At 67.9% G+C, this 20,743-nt stretch carries 18 protein-coding genes; 14 read left to right on the top strand and 4 right to left on the bottom strand.

The features are described 5' to 3' along the window. The first annotated feature begins 1 nt into the window (after position 1). The 9 genes from F1599_RS12955 to hutG all read left to right on the top strand — a co-directional run bounded on the left by F1599_RS12955 (position 2) and on the right by hutG (position 10,402). The gene (locus F1599_RS12955; protein WP_150083357.1) at positions 2 to 886 is read left to right on the top strand and encodes an ABC transporter permease; all 885 of its coding nucleotides are present in this window, start codon (positions 2 to 4) and stop codon (positions 884 to 886) included. Then, positions 883 to 1,662, top strand: a complete 780-nt coding sequence (locus F1599_RS12950; RefSeq protein ID WP_149316729.1) for an ABC transporter ATP-binding protein — start codon at positions 883 to 885, stop codon at positions 1,660 to 1,662. Before F1599_RS12955 ends, F1599_RS12950 begins: the two co-directional genes overlap by 4 nt. A gap of 76 nt (positions 1,663 to 1,738) precedes the next feature. Then, the gene (gene hutC, locus F1599_RS12945; protein WP_006579256.1) at positions 1,739 to 2,536 is read left to right on the top strand and encodes a histidine utilization repressor; all 798 of its coding nucleotides are present in this window, start codon (positions 1,739 to 1,741) and stop codon (positions 2,534 to 2,536) included. A 137-nt stretch (positions 2,537 to 2,673) separates the two neighbouring features. Further along, complete coding sequence (gene hutH, locus F1599_RS12940) at positions 2,674 to 4,266, top strand: histidine ammonia-lyase (protein ID WP_149316730.1); 1,593 nt, start codon at positions 2,674 to 2,676, stop codon at positions 4,264 to 4,266. A 112-nt stretch (positions 4,267 to 4,378) separates the two neighbouring features. Then, positions 4,379 to 6,079 carry a urocanate hydratase gene (hutU, locus tag F1599_RS12935; protein ID WP_150083356.1) on the top strand — a complete coding sequence of 567 codons (1,701 nt, stop codon included), beginning with the start codon at positions 4,379 to 4,381 and terminating at the stop codon, positions 6,077 to 6,079. Beyond that, positions 6,076 to 6,756: a HutD/Ves family protein gene (locus tag F1599_RS12930; protein ID WP_150083355.1), complete on the top strand. Its 681-nt coding sequence runs from the start codon at positions 6,076 to 6,078 to the stop codon at positions 6,754 to 6,756. Before hutU ends, F1599_RS12930 begins: the two co-directional genes overlap by 4 nt. After that, the gene (hutI, locus tag F1599_RS12925; RefSeq protein WP_150083354.1) at positions 6,740 to 8,041 is read left to right on the top strand and encodes an imidazolonepropionase; all 1,302 of its coding nucleotides are present in this window, start codon (positions 6,740 to 6,742) and stop codon (positions 8,039 to 8,041) included. Before F1599_RS12930 ends, hutI begins: the two co-directional genes overlap by 17 nt. Then, positions 8,031 to 9,422 carry a formimidoylglutamate deiminase gene (locus F1599_RS12920; protein ID WP_150083353.1) on the top strand — a complete coding sequence of 464 codons (1,392 nt, stop codon included), beginning with the start codon at positions 8,031 to 8,033 and terminating at the stop codon, positions 9,420 to 9,422. Before hutI ends, F1599_RS12920 begins: the two co-directional genes overlap by 11 nt. Positions 9,423 to 9,586: 164 nt before the next feature. Beyond that, positions 9,587 to 10,402, top strand: a complete 816-nt coding sequence (gene hutG / locus F1599_RS12915) for an N-formylglutamate deformylase (protein ID WP_149316735.1) — start codon at positions 9,587 to 9,589, stop codon at positions 10,400 to 10,402. 242 nt (positions 10,403 to 10,644) lie between these two features. Here hutG and loiP read toward each other — a convergent pair whose 3' ends face one another. Together loiP and F1599_RS12905 are read right to left on the bottom strand one after the other, a co-directional pair. Then, complete coding sequence (gene loiP / locus F1599_RS12910; RefSeq protein WP_190286351.1) at positions 10,645 to 11,433, bottom strand: metalloprotease LoiP; 789 nt, start codon at positions 11,431 to 11,433, stop codon at positions 10,645 to 10,647. Positions 11,434 to 11,549: 116 nt separating this feature from the next. Continuing rightward, complete coding sequence (locus tag F1599_RS12905; protein ID WP_150083352.1) at positions 11,550 to 12,557, bottom strand: zinc-binding alcohol dehydrogenase family protein; 1,008 nt, start codon at positions 12,555 to 12,557, stop codon at positions 11,550 to 11,552. A 118-nt stretch (positions 12,558 to 12,675) separates the two neighbouring features. Here F1599_RS12905 and F1599_RS12900 point away from each other — a divergent pair, with 118 nt between their 5' ends. Further along, the gene (locus F1599_RS12900) at positions 12,676 to 13,596 is read left to right on the top strand and encodes a LysR family transcriptional regulator (RefSeq protein ID WP_150083351.1); all 921 of its coding nucleotides are present in this window, start codon (positions 12,676 to 12,678) and stop codon (positions 13,594 to 13,596) included. Positions 13,597 to 13,839: 243 nt separating this feature from the next. After that, positions 13,840 to 14,640, top strand: coding sequence for an aminoglycoside nucleotidyltransferase ANT(3'')-Ib (ant(3'')-Ib, locus tag F1599_RS12895; protein ID WP_150083406.1), 801 nt, complete (start codon positions 13,840 to 13,842; stop codon positions 14,638 to 14,640). 21 nt (positions 14,641 to 14,661) lie between these two features. Here the strand turns inward: ant(3'')-Ib and F1599_RS12890 are convergent, their stop codons facing one another. After that, the gene (locus tag F1599_RS12890; protein WP_223819622.1) at positions 14,662 to 15,810 is read right to left on the bottom strand and encodes an MFS transporter; all 1,149 of its coding nucleotides are present in this window, start codon (positions 15,808 to 15,810) and stop codon (positions 14,662 to 14,664) included. A gap of 374 nt (positions 15,811 to 16,184) precedes the next feature. Between F1599_RS12890 and F1599_RS12885 the strand changes: the two genes are divergently transcribed. Beyond that, positions 16,185 to 16,835, top strand: a complete 651-nt coding sequence (locus F1599_RS12885) for a LysE family translocator (RefSeq protein ID WP_150083349.1) — start codon at positions 16,185 to 16,187, stop codon at positions 16,833 to 16,835. Positions 16,836 to 17,131: 296 nt separating this feature from the next. Beyond that, a complete protein-coding gene (locus tag F1599_RS12880) occupies positions 17,132 to 17,575 on the top strand; it encodes a GNAT family N-acetyltransferase (protein ID WP_149316743.1) in 444 nt (147 codons plus the stop codon). A gap of 27 nt (positions 17,576 to 17,602) precedes the next feature. Here F1599_RS12880 and F1599_RS26525 read toward each other — a convergent pair whose 3' ends face one another. Beyond that, positions 17,603 to 18,232 (bottom strand): response regulator transcription factor, encoded by a 630-nt coding sequence (locus F1599_RS26525; RefSeq protein WP_150083348.1) that lies wholly within the window; start codon positions 18,230 to 18,232, stop codon positions 17,603 to 17,605. A gap of 247 nt (positions 18,233 to 18,479) precedes the next feature. Between F1599_RS26525 and F1599_RS12870 the strand changes: the two genes are divergently transcribed. Beyond that, entirely contained in the window at positions 18,480 to 20,594 is a 2,115-nt protein-coding gene (locus tag F1599_RS12870) for a TonB-dependent siderophore receptor (protein ID WP_150083347.1), read from the top strand. The last annotated feature ends 149 nt before the right edge of the window (positions 20,595 to 20,743 follow it).

The raw sequence follows: 20,743 nt of genomic DNA, 5'->3' as shown, positions 1-20,743 counted from the left end.
GATGACACAACCGTTGCACGCCGATTCGCTGCGGGCCGTCGCGCCCGACAGCCCGGCGCCCGCCCGGACGATGCCGGCCGCGCCGCGTGCGCGCCGGACCCATCCGTGGCTGACGCCGCTGACCCCCGTCGCGCCGCGCACCCGCTGGGTGCTGGGCCTGGGCTTTTTCGTGCTGTTCTTCGCCGTCTGGGGCGCGGTGACGCTGGGCGGCCTGGTGCCGCCGACCTTCCTCGCCGACCCGATGACGATGGGGCGCGAGGCGTGGCTGCTGTTTACCGAGTACGGCTTTCTCGGCGACATCGGCATGACGGTCTGGCGCGTGCTGGGCGGCTTCGTGCTGGCCGCGGTGCTGGCGGTGCCGCTGGGCATCCTGATGGGCGCCTACAAGGCCGCCGAAGCCTTCTTCGAGCCCTTCGTCTCGTTCTGCCGCTACCTGCCGGCGTCGGCCTTCATTCCGCTGCTGATCCTGTGGGCCGGCATCGGCGAGACGCAGAAGCTGCTGGTGATCTTCATCGGCTCGTTCTTCCAGATCGTGCTGATGGTCGCCGTGACGGTAGGGGGCGCGCGCCGTGACCTGGTCGAGGCCGCCTACACGCTGGGCGCCAACAGCGCCGGCATCGTCAAGCGCGTGCTGATCCCCGGCGCCGCGCCCGGCATCGCCGAAATCCTGCGGCTCGTGCTGGGCTGGGCCTGGACCTATGTGATCGTCGCCGAGCTGATCGGCTCGTCGTCCGGCATCGGCCACATGATCACCGACAGCCAGGCGCTGCTCAATACCGGGCAGATCATCTTCGGCATCATCGTGATCGGCTGCATCGGCCTGGTCTCGGACCTGCTGTTCAAGCTCGCCAACCAGCGGCTGTTTCCGTGGAGCACCATCCAATGAGCGCGCTGTCGATCCAGCAGGTGTCGCGCACCTTCGTCAATCCGCGCGGTGGCCAGACCCAGGCCTTGCTGCCGGTGGACTTCGAGGTCCGCGAGAACGACTTCGTCACCATCCTCGGGCCGTCCGGCTGCGGCAAATCGACGTTGCTGCGCATCGTCGCCGGCCTCGACGCGCCGACCTCCGGTCGCGTGCTGCTCGACGGCGAGCCGGTCACCGGACCGGGCGCGGACCGCGGCATGGTGTTCCAGTCCTATACGCTGTTCCCGTGGCTGACGATCGAGCAGAACGTCCGCTTCGGCCTGCGCGAGCGCGGCATGAGCGTGGCGGAGCAGCGCGAGCGCAGCGATTTCTTCATCGCCCGCGTGGGCCTGCGCGGCTTCGAGCATCACTATCCGAAGCAGCTGTCGGGCGGCATGCAGCAGCGCACCGCGATCGCGCGGGCGCTGGCCAACGATCCGAAGATCCTGCTGCTCGACGAGCCGTTCGGCGCGCTGGACAACCAGACCCGCGTGCTGATGCAGGAACTGCTGCTCGGCATCTGGGAGAGCGCGCGCAAGACGGTGCTGTTCGTCACGCACGATATCGACGAGGCGATCTTCATGGCCAACCGGGTTGCGGTATTCTCTGCGCGGCCCGGACGGATCAAGACCGAGATCGCGGTCGACTTCGCCCATCCGCGCCACTACACGATCAAGACCTCGCCGGAATTCTCGGCGTTGAAGGCGCGGCTGACCGAAGAGATCCGTGCCGAGGCGATGGCCTCGGCCGAGCATTGAGGCGGCCAATGAAGTCCACCGACTTGCGCATCGGCCGACGCATCGACCGACGCATCGACCCACGCAACCACCGACCATGACCGTAGAAGCCGGCACCCGCCGCCCCGCCACCCGTCCCGACGCCAACGGCCACCGCCCGTCGCCCGATGCCACGCCGACCGCGCTGTACCAGCAGGTCAAGGAGTACATCGCGCGCCAGATCCAGAGCGGCGCCTGGCAGCCGGGCGATCGCGTGCCGTCCGAGCAGGAGCTGGTCAACCGCTTCGCCGTGTCGCGCATGACGGTCAACCGCGCGCTGCGCGAGCTGGCCGAGCAGGGCAGGGTGGTGCGGGTGGCGGGCGTCGGCACCTTCGTTGCCGAGCACAAGCCGCAGTCGACGCTGCTGTCGGTGGTCAATCTGCAGGACGAGATCCGCATGCGCGGGCACGACTACGCCTGCGACGTGATCCTGGTCGAGCGCGCCTCGGCCTCGATCGAGGTGGCGGCGGCGCTCGACCTGCGCACCGGCGAGTCGGTCTTCCATTCGGTATGCGTGCATCGCGAGGACGGCGTGCCGGTGCAGCTGGAGGACCGCTACGTGAATCCGCGCGTGGCGCCCGACTTCATCAACCAGGACTTCAGCGGCGTCAAGCCGGGCGAATATCTGCTGCGGCACGTGCCCTACGACCAGGTCGAGCACGTGGTCGACGCGGTCGCGGCCACGCCCGAGCAGGCCAGCCAGCTGGAGATGCCGGTGACCCAGCCCTGCCTGCTGCTGACGCGGCGCACCTGGACCGCCGGCACGCCGGTGACCTTCGTGCGCTGCCTGCATCCCGGCAACCGCTATCGCCTCGGCAGCCGCTTCCGTGCCGATGGCAATCCGGCGTTCGGCTAGCGTGGCGGTCCGCGGCACGGCCCGCAGCCGCGCTGCCGTCGCCACCGAACGAACCGAGCGCTTCCGCACCTGACTTCGACCACGATTCGACCTAAGCTGATTTAAGTTGTACCAAGCTGTATAGACAGGACCATACAATGACAACCCAATCCTCCGTGCAACACGCCGCTTCCCAATCCCGTCCCACGCTGACCCTGCATCCCGGCGAGGTCTCGCTCGCCGAACTGCGCCGCATCTACCGCGGCGAGGTCCAGCTGGCGATGGCGGATTCGGCCTGGGCCGATGTGCGCGCCGCGCAGGCCACCGTGCAGCAGATCGTCGACACCGACGCGGTGGTCTACGGCATCAACACCGGCTTCGGCAAGCTGGCCAACACGCGCATCCCGCACGACAAGCTGGCCGAGCTGCAGCGCAACCTGGTGCTGTCGCACAGCGTCGGCACCGGCCGCGACCTGCCCGCCGATACGGTGCGCCTGATCCTGGCGACCAAGGCCGTCAGCCTCGCGCGCGGCCATTCGGGCGTGCGGCCCGAGCTGATCGAGGCGCTGCTGGCGCTGGCCAACCACGGCGTCACGCCGTGCATTCCGGCCAAGGGCTCGGTCGGCGCGTCGGGCGACCTCGCGCCGCTGGCGCATCTGTCGTGCACGCTGATCGGCGTCGGCGAGGCGATCGTCGACGGCCGCCGTCTGCCGGCCGTCGAGGCGCTGGCGCACGCCGGTCTGAAGCCGTTCGAGCTCGGACCGAAGGAAGGCCTGGCGCTGCTGAACGGCACGCAGGTGTCGACCGCGCTGGCGCTGGCCGGCCTGTTCGCCGCCGAGGACGTGTTCGCCGCCGGGCTGGTGGCGGGCGCGCTGTCGCTCGAGGCCATCAAGGGCTCGGTCAAGCCGTTCGACGCCCGCATCCACGCCGCCCGCGGCCAGGCCGGCCAGATCGCCGTCGCCGGCGCGGTGCGCGAGCTGCTGGCCGGCAGCGAGATCGTCGACTCGCATCGCGAGTGCGGCCGCGTGCAGGACCCGTATTCGATCCGTTGCCAGCCGCAGGTGATGGGCGCGTGCCTGGACAATCTGCGCCACGCCGCGCGCGTGCTGCAGATCGAGGCCAATGCCGCGTCGGACAACCCGCTGGTGTTCTCCGAACAGGGCGACGTGGTGTCCGGCGGCAACTTCCACGCCGAGCCGGTGGCCTTCGCCGCCGACATCATCGCGCTGGCGCTGGCCGAGATCGGCGCGATTTCCGAGCGGCGCCTGGCGCTGCTGCTCGACACCGGCCTGTCGGGCCTGCCGCCCTTCCTGGTGCGCGACGGCGGCCTGCATTCGGGCTTCATGATCGCGCAGGTCACCGCCGCCGCGCTGGCGTCGGAGAACAAGTCGCTGGCGCATCCGTCGAGCGTCGACAGCCTGCCGACCTCGGCCAACCAGGAGGACCACGTGTCGATGGCCACCTACGGCGCGCGCCGGCTCGGCGACATGGCCGAGAACACCGCGGTCGTGGTCGGCATCGAGGCGATGGCCGCCGCGCAGGGCATCGAATTCCATCGGCCGCTGAAGTCCTCGCCGCTGGTCGAGACCGAACTGGCGCGCATCCGCGCCCGCGTCGACTTCGTCGAGGTCGACCGCTATCTGGCGCCCGATATCGAGGCGATGAAGCAGTGGGTGCTGCAGGGCGACGCCGGCGCGGGCTGGCCCCAGGCCGTGCGTGCCGTGCTGCCGGCGCAGGGCGAAGCGCAATAAGCGCGGCCATTGACGCTCGCCTATCGAAGCACCGCAAACCGCATACGCAACCGAATACGTAGCCGAACACGCAACCGAACACGCAACCGAATACCGCTCGCAGGAGACCACCATGAACGCCAACGAACAGCAATTCCTCGCCCGCGGCCAGCGCGAAGTCCGCGCGCCGCGCGGCACCCAGCTGCACTGCAAGAACTGGCTGATCGAAGCCGCCTATCGCATGATCCAGAACAACCTGGACCCGGACGTCGCCGAGCGCCCGCAGGACCTGGTGGTCTACGGCGGCATCGGCAAGGCCGCGCGCAACTGGGAATGCTTCGACGCGATTCTCGACAGCCTGCGCCGCCTCGGCGAAGACGAATCGCTGCTGGTGCAGTCCGGCAAGCCGGTCGGCGTGTTCCGCACGCATGCCGACGCGCCGCGCGTGCTGATCGCCAACTCCAACCTGGTGCCGCACTGGGCCAACTGGGACAAGTTCAACGAGCTCGATCGCGCCGGCCTGATGATGTACGGCCAGATGACCGCCGGCTCGTGGATCTACATCGGCACGCAGGGCATCGTGCAGGGCACCTATGAGACCTTCGTCGAGGCGGGTCGCCAGCACTACGGCGGCGACCTGTCCGGCAAGTGGATCCTGACCGCGGGCCTGGGCGGCATGGGCGGCGCGCAGCCGCTGGCCGGCGTGCTGGCCGGGGCGTGCGTGCTGGCGATCGAATGCCAGGAATCGCGCATCGACTTCCGCCTGCGCACGCGCTATCTGGACAAGAAGGCCACCACGCTGGACGAGGCGCTGGCGATGATCGCCGAGGCCACCGCCAGCAAGCAGGCGATCTCGGTCGGCCTGCTCGGCAATGCCGCCGAGATCGTGCCCGAGCTGGTCAAGCGCGCGCAGGCCGGCGGCATGCGCCCGGATATCGTCACCGACCAGACCTCGGCGCACGACCTGGTCAACGGCTATCTGCCGGCCGGCTGGACCGTCGAGCAGTGGGAAGCCGCGCGCAAGGCCGATCCGAAATCGGTCGAGGCGGCCGCGCGCCCGTCGATCGTCGAACACGTCAAGGCGATGCTGGCCTTCCAGCAGATGGGCGTGCCGACGCTGGACTACGGCAACAACATCCGCCAGGTCGCCTTCGACGAGGGCGTCAAGAACGCCTTCGACTTCCCGGGCTTCGTGCCGGCTTATATCCGCCCGCTGTTCTGCCGCGGCAAGGGACCGTTCCGCTGGGTCGCGCTGTCCGGCGATCCCGAGGACATCTACAAGACCGACGCCAAGATGAAGGAGCTGTTCCCGGAGGACAAGCACCTGCACCGCTGGCTCGACATGGCGCGCGAGCGAATCGCCTTCCAGGGCCTGCCGGCACGCATCTGCTGGGTCGGACTGGACGAGCGCCATCGCGCGGGCCTGGCCTTCAACGAGATGGTCAAGTCGGGCGAGCTGAAGGCGCCGGTGGTGATCGGCCGGGACCATCTGGACTGCGGCTCGGTGGCGTCGCCCAACCGCGAGACCGAGGCGATGAAGGACGGTTCGGACGCCGTGTCCGACTGGCCGCTGCTCAATGCGCTGCTCAATACCGCGGGCGGCGCGACCTGGGTCAGCCTGCACCACGGCGGCGGCGTCGGCATGGGTTTCTCGCAGCATAGCGGCGTGGTGATCGTCTGCGACGGCACCGATGCCGCTGCCCGCCGCATCGAGCGCGTGCTGTGGAACGACCCGGCCACCGGCGTGATGCGCCACGCCGACGCGGGCTACGACATCGCGATCGACTGCGCGCGCGAGAAGGGGCTGAACCTGCCGATGGTCAATCGCGCATGAGCGCGGCGCCATCGCTATCCCCGCAAGCACGGCGCTTTGCGCTGGACGAGCTGACGCCGATGCCGTGGAAGAACGGCGGCGGCACCACGCGCGAGATCGCCGCGTGGCCGCCCGCCGCCGGGCTGGATGCATTCGACTGGCGCCTGAGCATCGCCGACATCGCGGCCGACGGCCCGTTCTCGGCGTTCCCCGGCATCGACCGCCAGATCGTGCTGCTCGATGGCGACGGCGTGCGGCTGCACGCGCGCGATGGCAGCTTCGATCATCGCTTGGTGGCGGTCGGCGAGCCGTTCGCCTTTGCCGGCGAAGCGACGGTCGACGCCACGCTGCTGGGCGGGCCGACGCGCGACTTCAATGTGATGACGCGCCGCGGCCGCTGCCGAGCGAGCGTGGCGTCCACCGGCGCGGCCATCGATAGCGCCGGGGTCGAGTCGGATACGACGGTCGTGCTCTACGTGCTGGCCGGCAGCTGGCACTGCGATGATGCGCAGGACGCCGAGGCCGGCGTGCTGACGGCCGGCAGCGGCATGCTGCTGCCGCCGGGCGGCGCCTTCCGCTGGCTGCCCCAGGACGAGGGCGAGGGCGCCCGCTGCCTCGTCGTCAGGCTGCAATCGACGCAGCCATCCTCCCGCAGTCATCCTCCGATAGGGAAACCACGTCATGACGCAGTCCGCTGAAGACTTCGCTGTCGATGCCAGCGTGGCCGGCGCGCCGTCGGCCGACGGCGTCTGGCATCGCTGCCATCTGCTGCCGGATGCCGATCCGGCCAACGCCATTCGCGATGCCGCGCTGGTCGTCGAGCAGGGGCGTATTGCATGGCTTGGCCAGCAGGCCGTGTTGCCCGAGGCCTACCGCGGCCTGCCGCATCACGATGCTGGCGGGGCGTGGATCACGCCGGGCCTGATCGACTGCCACACGCATCTGGTCTACGGTGGCCAGCGCGCCGACGAGTTCGCGATGCGGCTCGCCGGCGCCAGCTACGAGGAAATCGCTCGCGCCGGCGGCGGCATCGTGTCGACGGTCCGGGCCACGCGCGCGGCCGACGAAGACACGCTGTTCGCGCAGGCCGCGACGCGGCTGAAGCCGTTGCTGGCCGAAGGCGTCACCGCGATCGAGATCAAGTCGGGCTACGGCCTCGATCTCGATACGGAGCGCAAGCAGTTGCGCGTCGCGCGGCGGCTCGGCAAGGCCTACGGCGTTGCGGTGCATACCACCTTCCTCGGCGCGCATGCGTTGCCGCCCGAATACGCGGACCGCGCCGACGACTACATCGCGCTGGTCTGCGACACGATGCTGCCGGCCCTGGCGCAGGAAGGCCTGGTCGATGCGGTCGACGCCTTCTGCGAGGGCATCGGCTTCTCGCCGGCGCAGACCGAGCGCGTGTTCGACGCCGCGCACCGGCATGGCCTGCCGGTCAAGCTGCATGCCGAACAGCTGAGCAATCTCGGCGGCGCCGCGCTGGCGGCCCGCTATCGCGCCCTGTCGGCCGATCATCTGGAGCATCTGGACGAGACCGGCGTCGCGGCGATGGCCGAGGCGGGGACCGTCGCGGTGTTGCTGCCCGGTGCCTACTATTTCCTGCGCGACACGCATCTGCCGCCGATCGCGCTGCTGCGCCGGTACGGCGTGCCGATCGCGCTGTCGACCGACCACAATCCCGGCACGTCGCCGGTGACCTCGCTGCTGCTGATGCTCAACATGGCTTGCACGCTGTTCCGCATGACGGTGCCCGAGGCGCTCGCCGGCGTCACCACGCACGCGGCGCGCGCGCTGGGCGCCAGCGATCGGCATGGGCTGCTGGCGGCGGGCCGCGGCGCGGATCTTGCGCTGTGGCGCATCGATTCGCCGGCCGAGCTGGCCTACTGGTTCGGCCGCAACCCGCTCGCCGCGGTGGTACGCCAGGGGCGCGTGTTCTTCGGACCCGCCTCTTCGGCCCCGCAGGAGTTTCGCGATGAAGCCTGACCTCGATTCCACGCTGTTCGCCGCCGAGGCGCTGCTGCCTGACGGTTGGGCCGGCAATGTGCTGCTGAGCTGGGACGCCGATGGCAGGCTGACCGCGGTGACGCCTAACGCCACGCCGTCGGCCGGCACGCCGCGCGCCGTCGGCCCGGTGCTGCCGGGCATGACCAATCTGCATTCGCACGCCTTCCAGCGGGGCTTCGCCGGCCTGACCGAATTCCGCTCGGCGGCCGACGATTCGTTCTGGAGCTGGCGCGAGCTGATGTACCGCTTTGCGCTGCGGCTCGCGCCAGAGACGCTGGAGGCGATCGCGACGCAGCTCTATGTCGAGATGCTGCGCGCGGGCTATACCAGCGTCTGCGAATTCCACTATGTCCATCACCAGGCCGACGGCACGCCCTATGCCGATCCGGCCGAGATGTCGCTGCGGCTGCTGCGCGCTGCGCAGCGCGCCGGCATCGGCATCACGCTGCTGCCGGTGCTGTACCAGAGCGCGGGCTTCGGCCCCAAGCCGCCGCTGGCCGAGCAACGCCGCTTCCTGCACGAGACCGACGCGATGCTGGCGCTGCTGCAGCGGCTCGCGCCGGCGTGCACGGGCACGGCACGGCTCGGCCTCGCGCCGCACTCGCTGCGCGCGGTGCCGCCCGACAGCCTGCGTGCGGCGGTGGCGGGCCTGCATGCGATGGACCCGGCCGCGCCGGTGCATATCCATATCGCCGAACAGCAGCGCGAGGTCGACGAATGCCTGGCGTGGTGCGGCACCCGTCCCGTCGACTGGCTGCTGGACCATGCGCCGGTCGACCAGCGCTGGTGCCTGGTGCATGCCACGCATCTGGACTGGGACGAGCGCCGGCGGCTTGCGCACAGCGGCGCGGTGGCCGGCATCTGTCCAACCACCGAAGCGAACCTGGGCGACGGCGTGTTCGATGCCGCGCCGTATCTGGAACAGGGCGGGGCGTGGGGCATCGGCTCGGACAGCCATGCCAGCGTCAGCGTCAGCGAGGAACTGCGGCTGTTCGAATACGGGCAGCGGCTCGCGCTGCAGAAGCGCAACGTGCTCGCGTCGAGCCGGCATCCGCAGGTGGCCGATCGGCTCTATCTCGATGCGGTCGCCGGCGGGGCGCGTGCTGCGGGACGCGCGGTCGGCGGCCTGGCCATCGGACAGCAGGCGGATTTCGTCGTGCTGGACGGCAGCCATCCGACGCTGGCGGGCCTGCGCGGCGAGCAGGCGCTGGCCGTGCACGTGTTCGCCAATCACGGACATGAGACACTAGCGGAAGTCCGCAGCGCGGGACGCTGCCGCGTGCACCGGGGCGTCCATGCCTTGCAGGCCGAGGCGGGCGCGGCCTTCGCCAGCGCGCGCGCCAGCCTGCTGGCGCCATGACGACGGGCTCGCCCACGCCGACGCCTACGCGCCGCGGACCGCATTCCCCACGAAACCTGATATCGCCACCGGCCCCGCGCAACACGCGACACGCGACACGCGACAAGCGACAAGCGACAAGCAAAGCGAAACTGGCCGGTCGCGATGCCACTCGTAGCAGCAATATGACTTCCTTCTCCACCGATACCCCGGCCTTCACGCTGCAGCGTGGCACACGCCCACTGCTGATCTCGATGCCCCATGTGGGCACGTATCTACCGCCGTCGGTCGCCGACCGGCTGACCGACGAGGCGCGTACCGTGCCGGACACCGACTGGCACATGGACCGGCTCTACGGCTTCGCCCGCGAGCTCGGCGCGTCGGTCCTGATGGCGACGCACTCGCGCTATGTGGTCGACCTGAACCGCCCGCCCGACAACGCCAACCTGTATCCGGGCCAGGACACCACCGGGCTCTGTCCGGTCGATACCTTCGACAAGACGCCGGTGTATGCCAACGGCGTGGGTCCCGACGAGACCGAGATCTTCGCGCGCCGCGACGCGGTCTGGCGTCCCTATCACGATGCGCTGGCCGGCGAACTGGCGCGGCTGCGCGCCGAGCACGGCACGATCGCGCTGTGGGACGCGCATTCGATCCGCTCGGTGCTGCCGCGCTTCTTCGACGGCAAGCTGCCCGACTTCAATCTCGGCACCGCCAACGGCGCGAGCTGCGATGCGGGGCTGGCCGAGCAGGTGGCGAAGATCGCCGCCGAAGCCCAGGGCTATACCTCGGTGCTGAACGGCCGCTTCAAGGGCGGCTATATCACGCGCCAATACGGGCAGCCCGCGCAGGGCGTGCATGCGATCCAGCTCGAGCTGTCGCAATGCACCTATATGCGCGAGCAATATCCGTTCGACTACGACGAGGCGCTGGCCGGCAAGCTGCAGCCGACGCTGCGGCGGATGCTGGAGGCCGTGCTGGCCTTCGTCGAGGCGCGTTGATGGCGCGATGATGGCGCGCTGATGTCGCCATGACATGTGCCGATGAGAGACGGCGTGTCCCGTCTCTCATCGAAGCTCTTCGTATCGCGGGCCGTCGCATCAGGCCAACGTATCAGGCCAACCTATCCGGCCAACGCATCAGGCCAACGCATCAGGCCAACGCATCAGGCCAACGCATCAGGCCAACGTATCAGGCCAACGTATCCGGCCAACGCATCAGGCCAACTTGACGCAGGCCGCCGTTACTTCCCGCTGCGCAGCCGCTCCTCGATATGCTGGGCGCGCTGCAGCGAACCGGGGTGCGTGCTCAGCATGCTCGATTGCCCGCCGTCGAGCGCCGCCATCTTGCGGAAGGCCGTCACCAGCGCCTCGCGATTGGACTTGTTCTTCGTCAGCAGATCGAAGGAATAGTCGTCCGCCGCGGTTTCCTGCCGCTGCGAGAACTGCGAGTTCACCAGCGTCTCGGCCAGCTCGCCCACTTGCGACGACGACAGCGCGGTCAGCGTGGCGCTGCCCGCCGAGCCGAGCAGACCGCGCGCCGCCGCGGTTGCGTAGGCGACCTGCATCGCCGCCTTGGTATGACCGAGCGCCACGTGGCCGATCTCGTGCCCCACGACGCCGCGCACTTCGTCGTCGGTCATCATGTCCATCAGCCCGCTGTAGATCCGCACGCAGCCGTTGGCCATCGCCCAGGCATTGATCTCCTTGGTCTCGTAGACCTTGGCGTCGAGCGGCAGGCCGGTGTTCTGCAGGCCCGCCATGATCTTGGTCAGCCGTTGCCCATAGGTGCTGGTCGGCGCGGCGATCTTGTTCTTCTTGTCCATCTCGGCGCAGGACTGGTCCGACAGCGTCTTGATACTGGCGTCGTTGAGCGTGGCCGCGGTGAACAGGCTGCCGCCGGCTTGCGTCAGGCCCTGCATGTCGGCGCCGGCGCAGCCGGCGAGCAGGGCGGCGGTCAGGGGTGCGAGCAGGGTCGCGAGCAGGGGTGCCTTGATGCGGAAGGCGGCGCGGCGGCGTATGGCTGAAGTCATGGCAGTTCCTCTTGGTGCTGGAGAATCCAGCAGCATACGTAGCGCAGCCGCGGGCCGGTAGCGGACGATGTCCGACGTCGAGTGAATCGGGCGGCACAAAAGCGCGGCCTACGCGCTCAAAACCCTTCCAGCACCACCTTGCCCCGCGCGCGGCCGCTTTCGATCAGCGCATGGGCGCGGCGCAGATTGGCCGCGTTGATCGTGCCGAAGTGTTCGCCCAGCGTGGTGCGGATCGTGCCGGCGTCGATCAGTTGCGCGACGCGGGTCAGCAGTTCGTGCTGGCGGATCATGTCGGGCGTCTCGTACATCGGCCGCGCGAACATGAATTCCCAATGCAGCGACAGCGACTTGCGCTTCATCGGCATGACGTCGAGCGTGGCCGGATCGTCGATCACGGCAAGCTGGCCCTGCGGCGCGAGCACGTCGATCAGCTGCGGGTAGTGCTGACCGGTATGGGTCAGGCTGGCAACGTGCTCGACCTGCGGCACGCCGATGCGCTCCAGTTCCTCGCGCAGCGGCTTCGTGTGGTCGATCACATGATGGGCGCCCAGGGACTTCACCCAGTCGCGCGTCTCCGGGCGCGAGGCCGTGCCGATCACCGTCAGGCCGGTCAGCTGGCGGGCCAGCTGCGTCAGGATCGAGCCGACCCCGCCGCCCGCGCCGACGATCAGCAGATGCTGGCCCGCGCCGCCGTGCTCGGGAACGCGCAGCCGGTCGAACAGCAGTTCCCAAGCGGTAATCGTCGTCAGCGGCAGCGCCGCGGCCTCGGCGTCCGACAGCGAAGCGGGCTTGCGCGCGGCGATGCGTTCGTCGACGAGGCAGTACTCGGCATTGCTGCCCGAGCGCGTGATCGAGCCGGCAAAGTAGACCTCGTCGCCTGGCGCGAACAGCGTGACCGCGCTGCCCGCGCGGACGACCTTGCCGACAGCGTCCCAGCCCAGCACGCGCAGCGCGGCGACGGCGGACGAGGCGCGGACCTTGGTATCGACAGGATTGACGGCGATGGCCCGCACCTGCACCAGCAGGTCTCGTGGACCGGGCTCGGGCATCGGCAGATCGACGTCGATCAGCGCGGCAGGATCGTCGATCGGCAGGCCGTGCTGGAGGTAGGCGATGGCTTTCATATGGGAGGCTCCGTAATTGGATAGGGCGGTATTGCCTGGATGGTGGCGTCATCTTGCTCCGATCCCGTCTATCCGGTAAGCGGTAAAATCCGCCAGCACTTTCTCTCCGCGAGTGAAAATGATCCGCCTCGAAGACCTGACCCTGTTCGTGCGCAGCGCCGCCCTCGGCAGCTTTTCCAGCGCGGCGCGCGAGGCCGATCTGCTGCCGGGGCAGGTCAGCGCCGCGGTCAAGCGGCTCGAGCGCGATCTCGATATCCGGCTGTTCGCCCGTTCGACCCGCAGCCTGCGCCTGACCGCCGAGGGCGAGCGCTACCTGCCCTACGCGCAGGAAGTCCTGGCCACGCTGAACGAGGGCCGCGACAGGCTGCGCGGCGACGGCGCGGCGCTCAGCGGGCTGCTGCGCGTCACGGCGCCGTCGGATCTCGGCCGCAATGTGCTGCTGCCCTGGATCACCGAATTCCGCCGCGCCCATCCCGACCTGACGCTGCGGCTCTATCTGTCCGACCACGTCACCGACGTGTTCCGCGATCCGATCGATGTCGCCATCCGCTATGGGCGCATCGAGGAGGCCAGCTATGTCGCCCTGCCGCTGGCGCCGGAGAACCGGCGCGTGCTGATCGCCTCTCCGGCCTATCTGGCCCGGCACGGGCGTCCGCAATCGCTGGACGAACTCGCCTCGCATCGATGCCTGCTGTACCACCTGAGCGGCCGCGTCTACGACAAATGGCCATTCGAGGCGGTGGGCGGCCCGCGGCTGATCCCCGTCAAGGGAAGCCTGTACACCGACGACGCCGACGTGGTCCGCCGCTGGGCGGTGCAGGGCGAGGGCATCGCCTACAAGTCGTGGCTGGACGTCTGCGGCGACGTGCAGGCCGGCCGCCTGACCGTGCTGCTGCCGCACGAGCCGGGCGAAAGCACCCCGCTGCATCTGGTCTGTCCGCACCGCAAGCAGTTCTCGCCGGCCGTGCGGCAATTGCAGGCGTTGTTGAAGGAGCGATGCGCGGGGTTGACGGCGCAGTATGCGGAAGTGATGGCGTGACGCTGGCATCCAGGGTGGCCGCGGTGGTGGTCGGACTGTCACCGCAAGGGATGCGGTGATTGGCGGGCCGATTCGCCGCACGTTATGCGGTGATTAGCCGGCCTGTTCACCGCGCGGTCTGCAGCGGTTGAAGGCTCGTCGCGATAGCGTCGGCGGCCTCGTTACCGCCGACAGCGCGCTAGGATTGCTGTGCCATTGAACGAGGCGAACAACGACCCGACGCCCCAACGACAACACTGCACCATGCCACCGCCTGCGAACGAGCCCGTCCCGGCCGAAGTCCAGCCCATTCTCGATGTCGTGGTCGGCGTGCTGGGTGACGACATCGCCGGCGCGTACCTGTTCGGCTCCGCCATTGCCGGCGGGCTGCGGCCGGACAGCGATGTCGACCTGCTGGTGCTGACGCATCGAACGATGTCCCGGCAGAGCCGCGAGGATCTGGTGGCCGCGTTGATGGAAGTCTCCGGCGCGCGCGCGGGGCGAGGGCCGGCCCGCAATGCCGAGGTCACGGTCGTCGTGCTCGGCGACATCGCCCCGTGGCGCCACCCGGCGCGGAGCGACTTCGTCTACGGCGAATGGCTGCGCGACGATTTCGCAGCGGGCGTGGTGCCGGCGCCGACCGCCGATCCCGATCTGACGCTGGTGCTGGCCACGGCCTTGCAGAGCCACCGCGCATTGATGGGGCCGGGGCTTGCCGAATTTCTCCCCGCGATTCCTTACGCCGATATCCGGCGCGCGATGGCGGACAGCTTGCCGGGGCTGGTGGCCAACGTCCGCGGCGACGAACGCAACGTCATGCTGACGCTGGCCCGCATGTGGGTCACGGTTGCCACGGGCGACATCGTGCCGAAGGACGCGGCGGCCGATTGGCTGCTGCCGCGTCTGCCGCCGGAGCGGCGCGCGTTATTGGCGACGGCGCGCGACGCGTATCGCGGTCATGTCGCCGACGAAGCCTGGCACGAATGTCGGGCCGACGTCAGCGAATGGGTGAGCGAGGTCAGCCAGGCCATCGCGCGAACGCTCCACGACAGCGTCAAGGCATGACTGATCGCCCAGGCCGCCACGCTAGGCGGTGCGCCTGACCTGGGCGGCCATCACGATCAGCGCCGCGACCGCGAGGGCCAGCGGCACGAACGATACCCACAACACGGTATCCCAGTCGTACGCGGCCAATAGACCGCCGGAGGCAAACGAGCCGATCGCCATCGTGCCGAAGACGATGAAGTCGTTCAGCGACTGGACCTTGGTCTTTTCCTCGGGCCGGTGGCACTCCAGCACCAGCGCCGAGGCGCCGACGAAGCCGAAGTTCCAGCCGAGCCCCAGCAGGATCAAGGTCAGCCAGAAGTGGGCCACGTCGATGCCGGTCAGGCCGATCGCCGCGGAGATCCCGGTCAGCAGCAGGCCGGCCGAGACGACGCGCTGCGCGCCGAAGCGGGTAATCAGCCGTCCCGTGAAGAAGCTGGGCGCGTACATCGCGATGACGTGCCACTGCAGGCCGAGGTTGGCGTTCTCCTGCGAATGGCCGCACAGATGCATCGCCAGCGGCGCCGCCGTCATCAGGAAATTCATCAGCATGTAGGTCACGGCCCCGCACATGACCGCGGTAACGAACAGCGGCTGGCGCGCGATCGTCGACAACGGCCGCCCCCTGGCGACTTCCGCCGCCGTCGGCATCGGCAGCCGCACGCCCCACAGCACCAGCGCCGACACCAGCGCGACGACGGCCTGCATGACGAAGGTCGCCGCGAACATGTGCGGCGGCCACAGATGCATGGTGTGCGTGACCAGTTGCGGGCCGACGACCCCGGCGACGACGCCGCCTCCCATCACGAACGAGAGCGCGCGCGGGCGCAGCGCCGGCGAGACGCCGTCGGCCGCGGCGAAGCGGAACGACAGCACCACGGCCGCATAGGCGCCGCCGAAGAAGGTCGCCAGGCAGAACAGCCAGAACGAACTCCAGACGACCGCGGCGGCGGCCAGCAGGCCGACCAGCACGCCGCAGCCGGTGCCGGCCAGGAAGGAGGCGCGCCTGCCGTAACGGCGCGCGATGGCGCCCGTCGGCAGGATGCACGCCGCCATGCCGACGACGAAGATCGAAATGGGCAGCGTGGCCAGCGTCTTGTCCGGGGCGAGCATGTCGCCGACGATCGCGCCGGTCGCATAGACCACGATCGAATTGGCCCCGGCCAGCGCCTGGGCGACGGTCAGCCGCATGATGTTGCCGCGCTGCTCGCGTTCGGAAAGTTCGGCGACGGAATCGCTCAATGCGGCTGGGGCGACGTTTGACAAGACATACCTCGGCAGAAAATTGGGTTCCCACTTCTGAACGGTGACGCAGGGTCGGTGGAAATCCCGGGACGGGAGGACAGCGGCGATTCTTTGAGGATTATCCTCGACCGGCAAACAAGATTAAATATCGATGATGGAAAGAATGCCTTTGCCGATAGGCAATTCGCCGCGTACCGCGCCATTGGAACGCCTGGGCGCAAGGTAAAGCATGCTGCAGCGCATGACCGGCCCCGATGTCGGTCCTGCTGTAGAGTAACGGTTCTTCTTCCCAGCGATGCTCGCCACCAGGAGACCGAGCCATGGAATTCGTTATCCCCAGTACAGGCAATCTGATTCTGTTCGTCAGCGCGGCGCTCGTGTTGTTGGTGATTCCGGGCCCCGCGGTGCTGTACATCATTGCGCAATCGGTGGAGCAGGGCCGCAAGGCCGGGCTGGTATCGGATCTGGGCATCCATACGGCCACGCTGGTGCACGTGCTGGCCGCCGCGCTGGGCCTGTCCGCATTGCTGGCCTCGTCGGCCGTGGCGTTCAGCATCCTGAAGTATGCCGGTGCCGCCTATCTGATCTGGCTCGGGCTGAAGAAGATCTTCGGCCGGCCGGCGCCCGTCGCCGTCGATGCCGTACCGCAGCAGCGCCGCTATGCGCGGCTGTTCCGCGACGGCTTCATCGTCAATCTGCTCAATCCGAAGACCGCGCTGTTTTTCCTGGCCTTCCTGCCGCAATTCGTCGATGTCGGCCGCGGCCACGTGGCGATGCAGATCGTGTTTCTGGGATTGCTGTTCACGCTGCTCGGTCTGGTCAGCGATGCGTGCTATGCGTTTGCCGCGAGCGCGGCGGGCCGCTGGCTGCGGCATAGCCGCGGCTATCTGACGTTCGAGCGCTACGTCGGTGGCTCGCTGCTGATCGGGCTGGGCATTACGGCGGCGTTTGCGGGGAACGGCAAGAAATAGCGGCGGCGGTCCACATGGAATTGGAATTGCCGCGTCGATACAACCGGATATCGCGCGGCGTCCTTCCTCTGTTGATGGCGTTGATGGCGTTGATGGTCTTGATGGTCTTGATGGCCCTGCGATTTTCATCTCGCACATTCCGACTCTAAGCGGCTCGGCGAGAAAATCAAGTATTCCTATGGATAGTGGTTAGGCGCCGCCAATTGCGCCATCCTTGCCCGACGGGATGCAAGGCTGCATCGTCTCGGCATCATGCATGCAGCATCGAGACGCGTCCCCGTAGCGGAGTGCAAGGAATGATCAGGGGCGTGAGAATTCGAGCCGCCAAGGCGGTCGATTTGGCAGCAGTCCTGGAGGTGCTCGATATCTGCAGTCTGAAGTACAAGGTAGCCGAAGCATCGACCCATCTGTATCACCTCGCCATGCTTGGCAAACAGCCGATCGGCTGCGTATGCGGCGAGATTCATGGCGAAACGGTCGTCATCCGCGCAGTCGCCGTTCTTCCCGAATATCGCGACCAACGGATCGCGACACATCTCGTCGGCGCCGTGCTGATGCGCGCCCGCGCCAATGGCTGCAAATCCGCTGCCTTGTTTACCAACAGGCATCCAAGCTTCTTTGCGCGATACGGCTTTTCGCTCAGTTCCCCGGAGCAATTGCCGGAAGAGATCCGGATCGCCAGGGACTTCCACCGGCGTTTCAGCGCAAGGACATACTGCATGTGCCGCCGTCTTGATTGACGCATCGACGCGCGGCCATGCAACGTGTCAGGCCGGCTTGTCCGGTGCTTGCACATCGGGCCACGCCAGTTGCGCGCCGCGCTGGCGCGCGGCATAGATGGCTTCCGCCTTGTTGCGCGCGCCCAGGCGCTGGTACAGCTGCCCCGAATGACTTTTGACTGTCGCAAGCGAGATGTCCAGCATGCGGCTGATGACCTTTTGCTGGTGCCCCATCGAAAGCAGCACCAGTATCTGGTATTGACGCAGTGTCAGGTCGAGCTTGCGCGCTTCCTCCTCTGCGCCGGCGAACGCGTCGCCCAACGCCGATGGCTGTGGCATGGGACGAATGCCCGCGGATATCACGCGCACGGCATGCTCGAACGCAGCCTGCCTGTGGTCGGCGGCGTTCCCATCGATTTGCTCCAGGCACGGCAACAGCACGATCGGCAATTCGCTCGCGCAATGCCACGCCTTTTCCAATTGCGCCATGGCAAGCTCGTACGAAGAGGCTTTCGCCATGATCAGAAGTTGCGCCCCATGCTCGGCCAACTGGCTGCACAGCGTTTCGAGTTCGGAAAAACCGATGCAGGAAACCAGTTCGACATCGCGGTGACGCCGCAGCCAATCGGCGAGCGCCGTTTGTCGCGTGGGATTTTCCACAATCAGCAGCGCACGCATTGGTCCTCCCCGCCACTGTAGAGACCGTTTGTCGATTTGCCGGAAGGTGCCCGACCGAGTCAGGCCGTTCCGTTATGGTCCCTGATGGAAGGTTTGATGGACGATGGTTTAAATGTCAAGGACGCTTACGCTGAACCCGTTCCGCGATCCGGCATCATCCCGACCCTGGGCGAGGGCTAATCGAAATGCGAATCGTTCGCGATTCCGGTTATCATTGCCGGTTTTCCGCCGACTTTTCGCTCCTTCGATGTCCATCACCCTGTCGACCCGCCGCTTCGCCTGGCCGGTCACGCTGGCTGTCCTGTCCGGGTTCGGGCTCGGTATGGCCCACGCCGACACGCCCAACAACGATGCCCCCGCCGATCTACCCGAAGTCCGCGTCAGCGCGAATGCCGGCGGCGGCTACGTGCCGACCGAAAGCCGCGGCGCGACGCGCACCGACACGCCGTTGCGCGAAATACCGCAATCCGTTCGCGTGGTCACCACCGAACTGATCGACGACCTCGGCGCCACGCGCCTCGCCGACACGGTCGACTACGTCAGCGGCGTTTCGCGCCTGAACGATTTCGGCGGCACCTGGGACAACTATGCAATCCGCGGCTTCAGCAGCACGGACATGGGATACCTGGTCAATGGCTTCCCCGGCTCTCGCGGCTATAACCCGATGCGCGACACCGCCACGGTCGAGCGCTTCGAATTCCTCAAGGGCCCGGCCGCCGCCGTCTACGGCAGCAGCGAGCCGGGCGGCACGATCAATATCGTGACCAAGAAGCCGAGGTTCACCCCGGCGACGAGCGCCGAGCTCAGCGTCGGCACGCTCGGCTTTCGGCGTGCCGCGGTCGACAGCACCGGTCCGATCACCGACAAGCTGGCCTACCGCCTGAACGTCATGGGCGAGGACGGCGCGAGCCGCAGTTCGCTGATCGACAACAACAAGTACCTCGTCGCGCCGGCGCTGGCATGGGCGCTCGACGACAAGACGCTGCTGCAGTACGAAGGCGAGTTCATGCGCGTGCGCACGCCGCTGGACCGCGGCCTGGTCAACGTCAACGGCAGGATCGACCTGCCGCGCAACCGCTATCTGGGCGAGCCCAACGATCCGAACCTGCATCTGTCGAGCGATACGCATCAGCTGACGCTGGACCGCGAGCTGGCGCCGGGCTGGCGTACCCGCATCGGGGCGAGCTACAAGGAGTCGAGCTTCGAAGGCTATGCCGCCGATCTCGGCAGTGTGCTGCCCGACGGCCGCACGCTGACCCGCCGCCACAGCTGGCGCACGCTGCCGTCGCGCGACACTTCGATGCAGGCCGAAGTCGAAGGCAACTTCGACACGGGCGGTCTGGGACATCGCATGCTGTTCGGCGTCGACGCGTCGCGCCTGCACATGGGCATGGACATCGCCTACTCGACGCTGGCCACCAACCCCTATGCGATCGACATCTACCAGCCGGTCTACGGCCAGCCCAAGCCGCCGCTGGTGATGACGACGTCGACGCGCGAAGACCAGCGCAACGTGGGCGCCTTCGTCCAGGACGAGATTTCGCTGAGCGAGCAATGGAAGGTGCTGGCCGGCGTGCGCTTCGACAGCTATCACCAGAGCCTGGACAACCTGATCACCGGCCGGTCCACCAGCCAGGACCAACATGCCGTGTCGCCGCGCCTGGGCGTGACGTGGCTGCCCAATGCACAGACCTCGCTCTACGCCTCGTGGGGCAAGTCGTTCCGGCCCAACAGCGGCGTGGACGAGGCCGGCAACCCCTTCGATCCGCAGAGCGGCCGCGCGCTGGAGGCGGGCGTCAAATGGCAATCGGCCGATGCGAAGCTGGGCGCGACGCTGGCGGTCTTCGACATCCGCAAGAGCAATGTGCTGACCCGCAGCCCGACCAATCCGAACTTCAGCGTCGCGGCCGGCGAGGTCACCAGCCGCGGCTTCGAGGCGGACGCCTTCGGCCAGCTCGACCAGCATTGGCGTGTCAGCGCCAGCTTCACGCTGACGAACGCCAAGGTCACCGAAGACAATGCCATCGCGCCCGGTACCCGCGTGACCAATATCCCGAAGGTCAGCGCCAGTCTGCTGGCGATCCGCGAAGATGCGATGCCGCGATTCGGCGGCCGCTATGGCGTCGGCACCGGCATCGTCTACGTGGGCTCGCGCTCGGGGAATGCCACCGACACGTATTCGCTGCCCGCCTATGCCACGGTCAAGCTGGTGTCGTACTGGCAGATCGACCGCAAGACGCGCGTCTTCTTCGACGTCCACAACGTGTTCGACAAGGAGTACTACCCCGCATCGTGGGGCAATCTCGCGGTGATCCCGGGCCTGGGCCGGCAGTTCGTCGCGGGCGTCAAATATCAGTTCTGAGGGCCGCCGGCGGGCGGCATCCCCGGACCGGCCGCACAGGGCATCGTGCCCGGCAGCGTGCTTCGCGCTGCCGGGCTTTTTTTCGTCCGTGTGATCCAGCATCGGCGGCATTTTCCGGCATTTCCATGCAATGGAAATAGGGGGCTGTA

The sequence above is a fragment of the Cupriavidus cauae genome, assembly GCF_008632125.1.
In the GTDB taxonomy this organism is placed as follows: domain Bacteria; phylum Pseudomonadota; class Gammaproteobacteria; order Burkholderiales; family Burkholderiaceae; genus Cupriavidus; species Cupriavidus cauae.
This window is presented reverse-complemented; position numbering and strand designations above follow the sequence as displayed.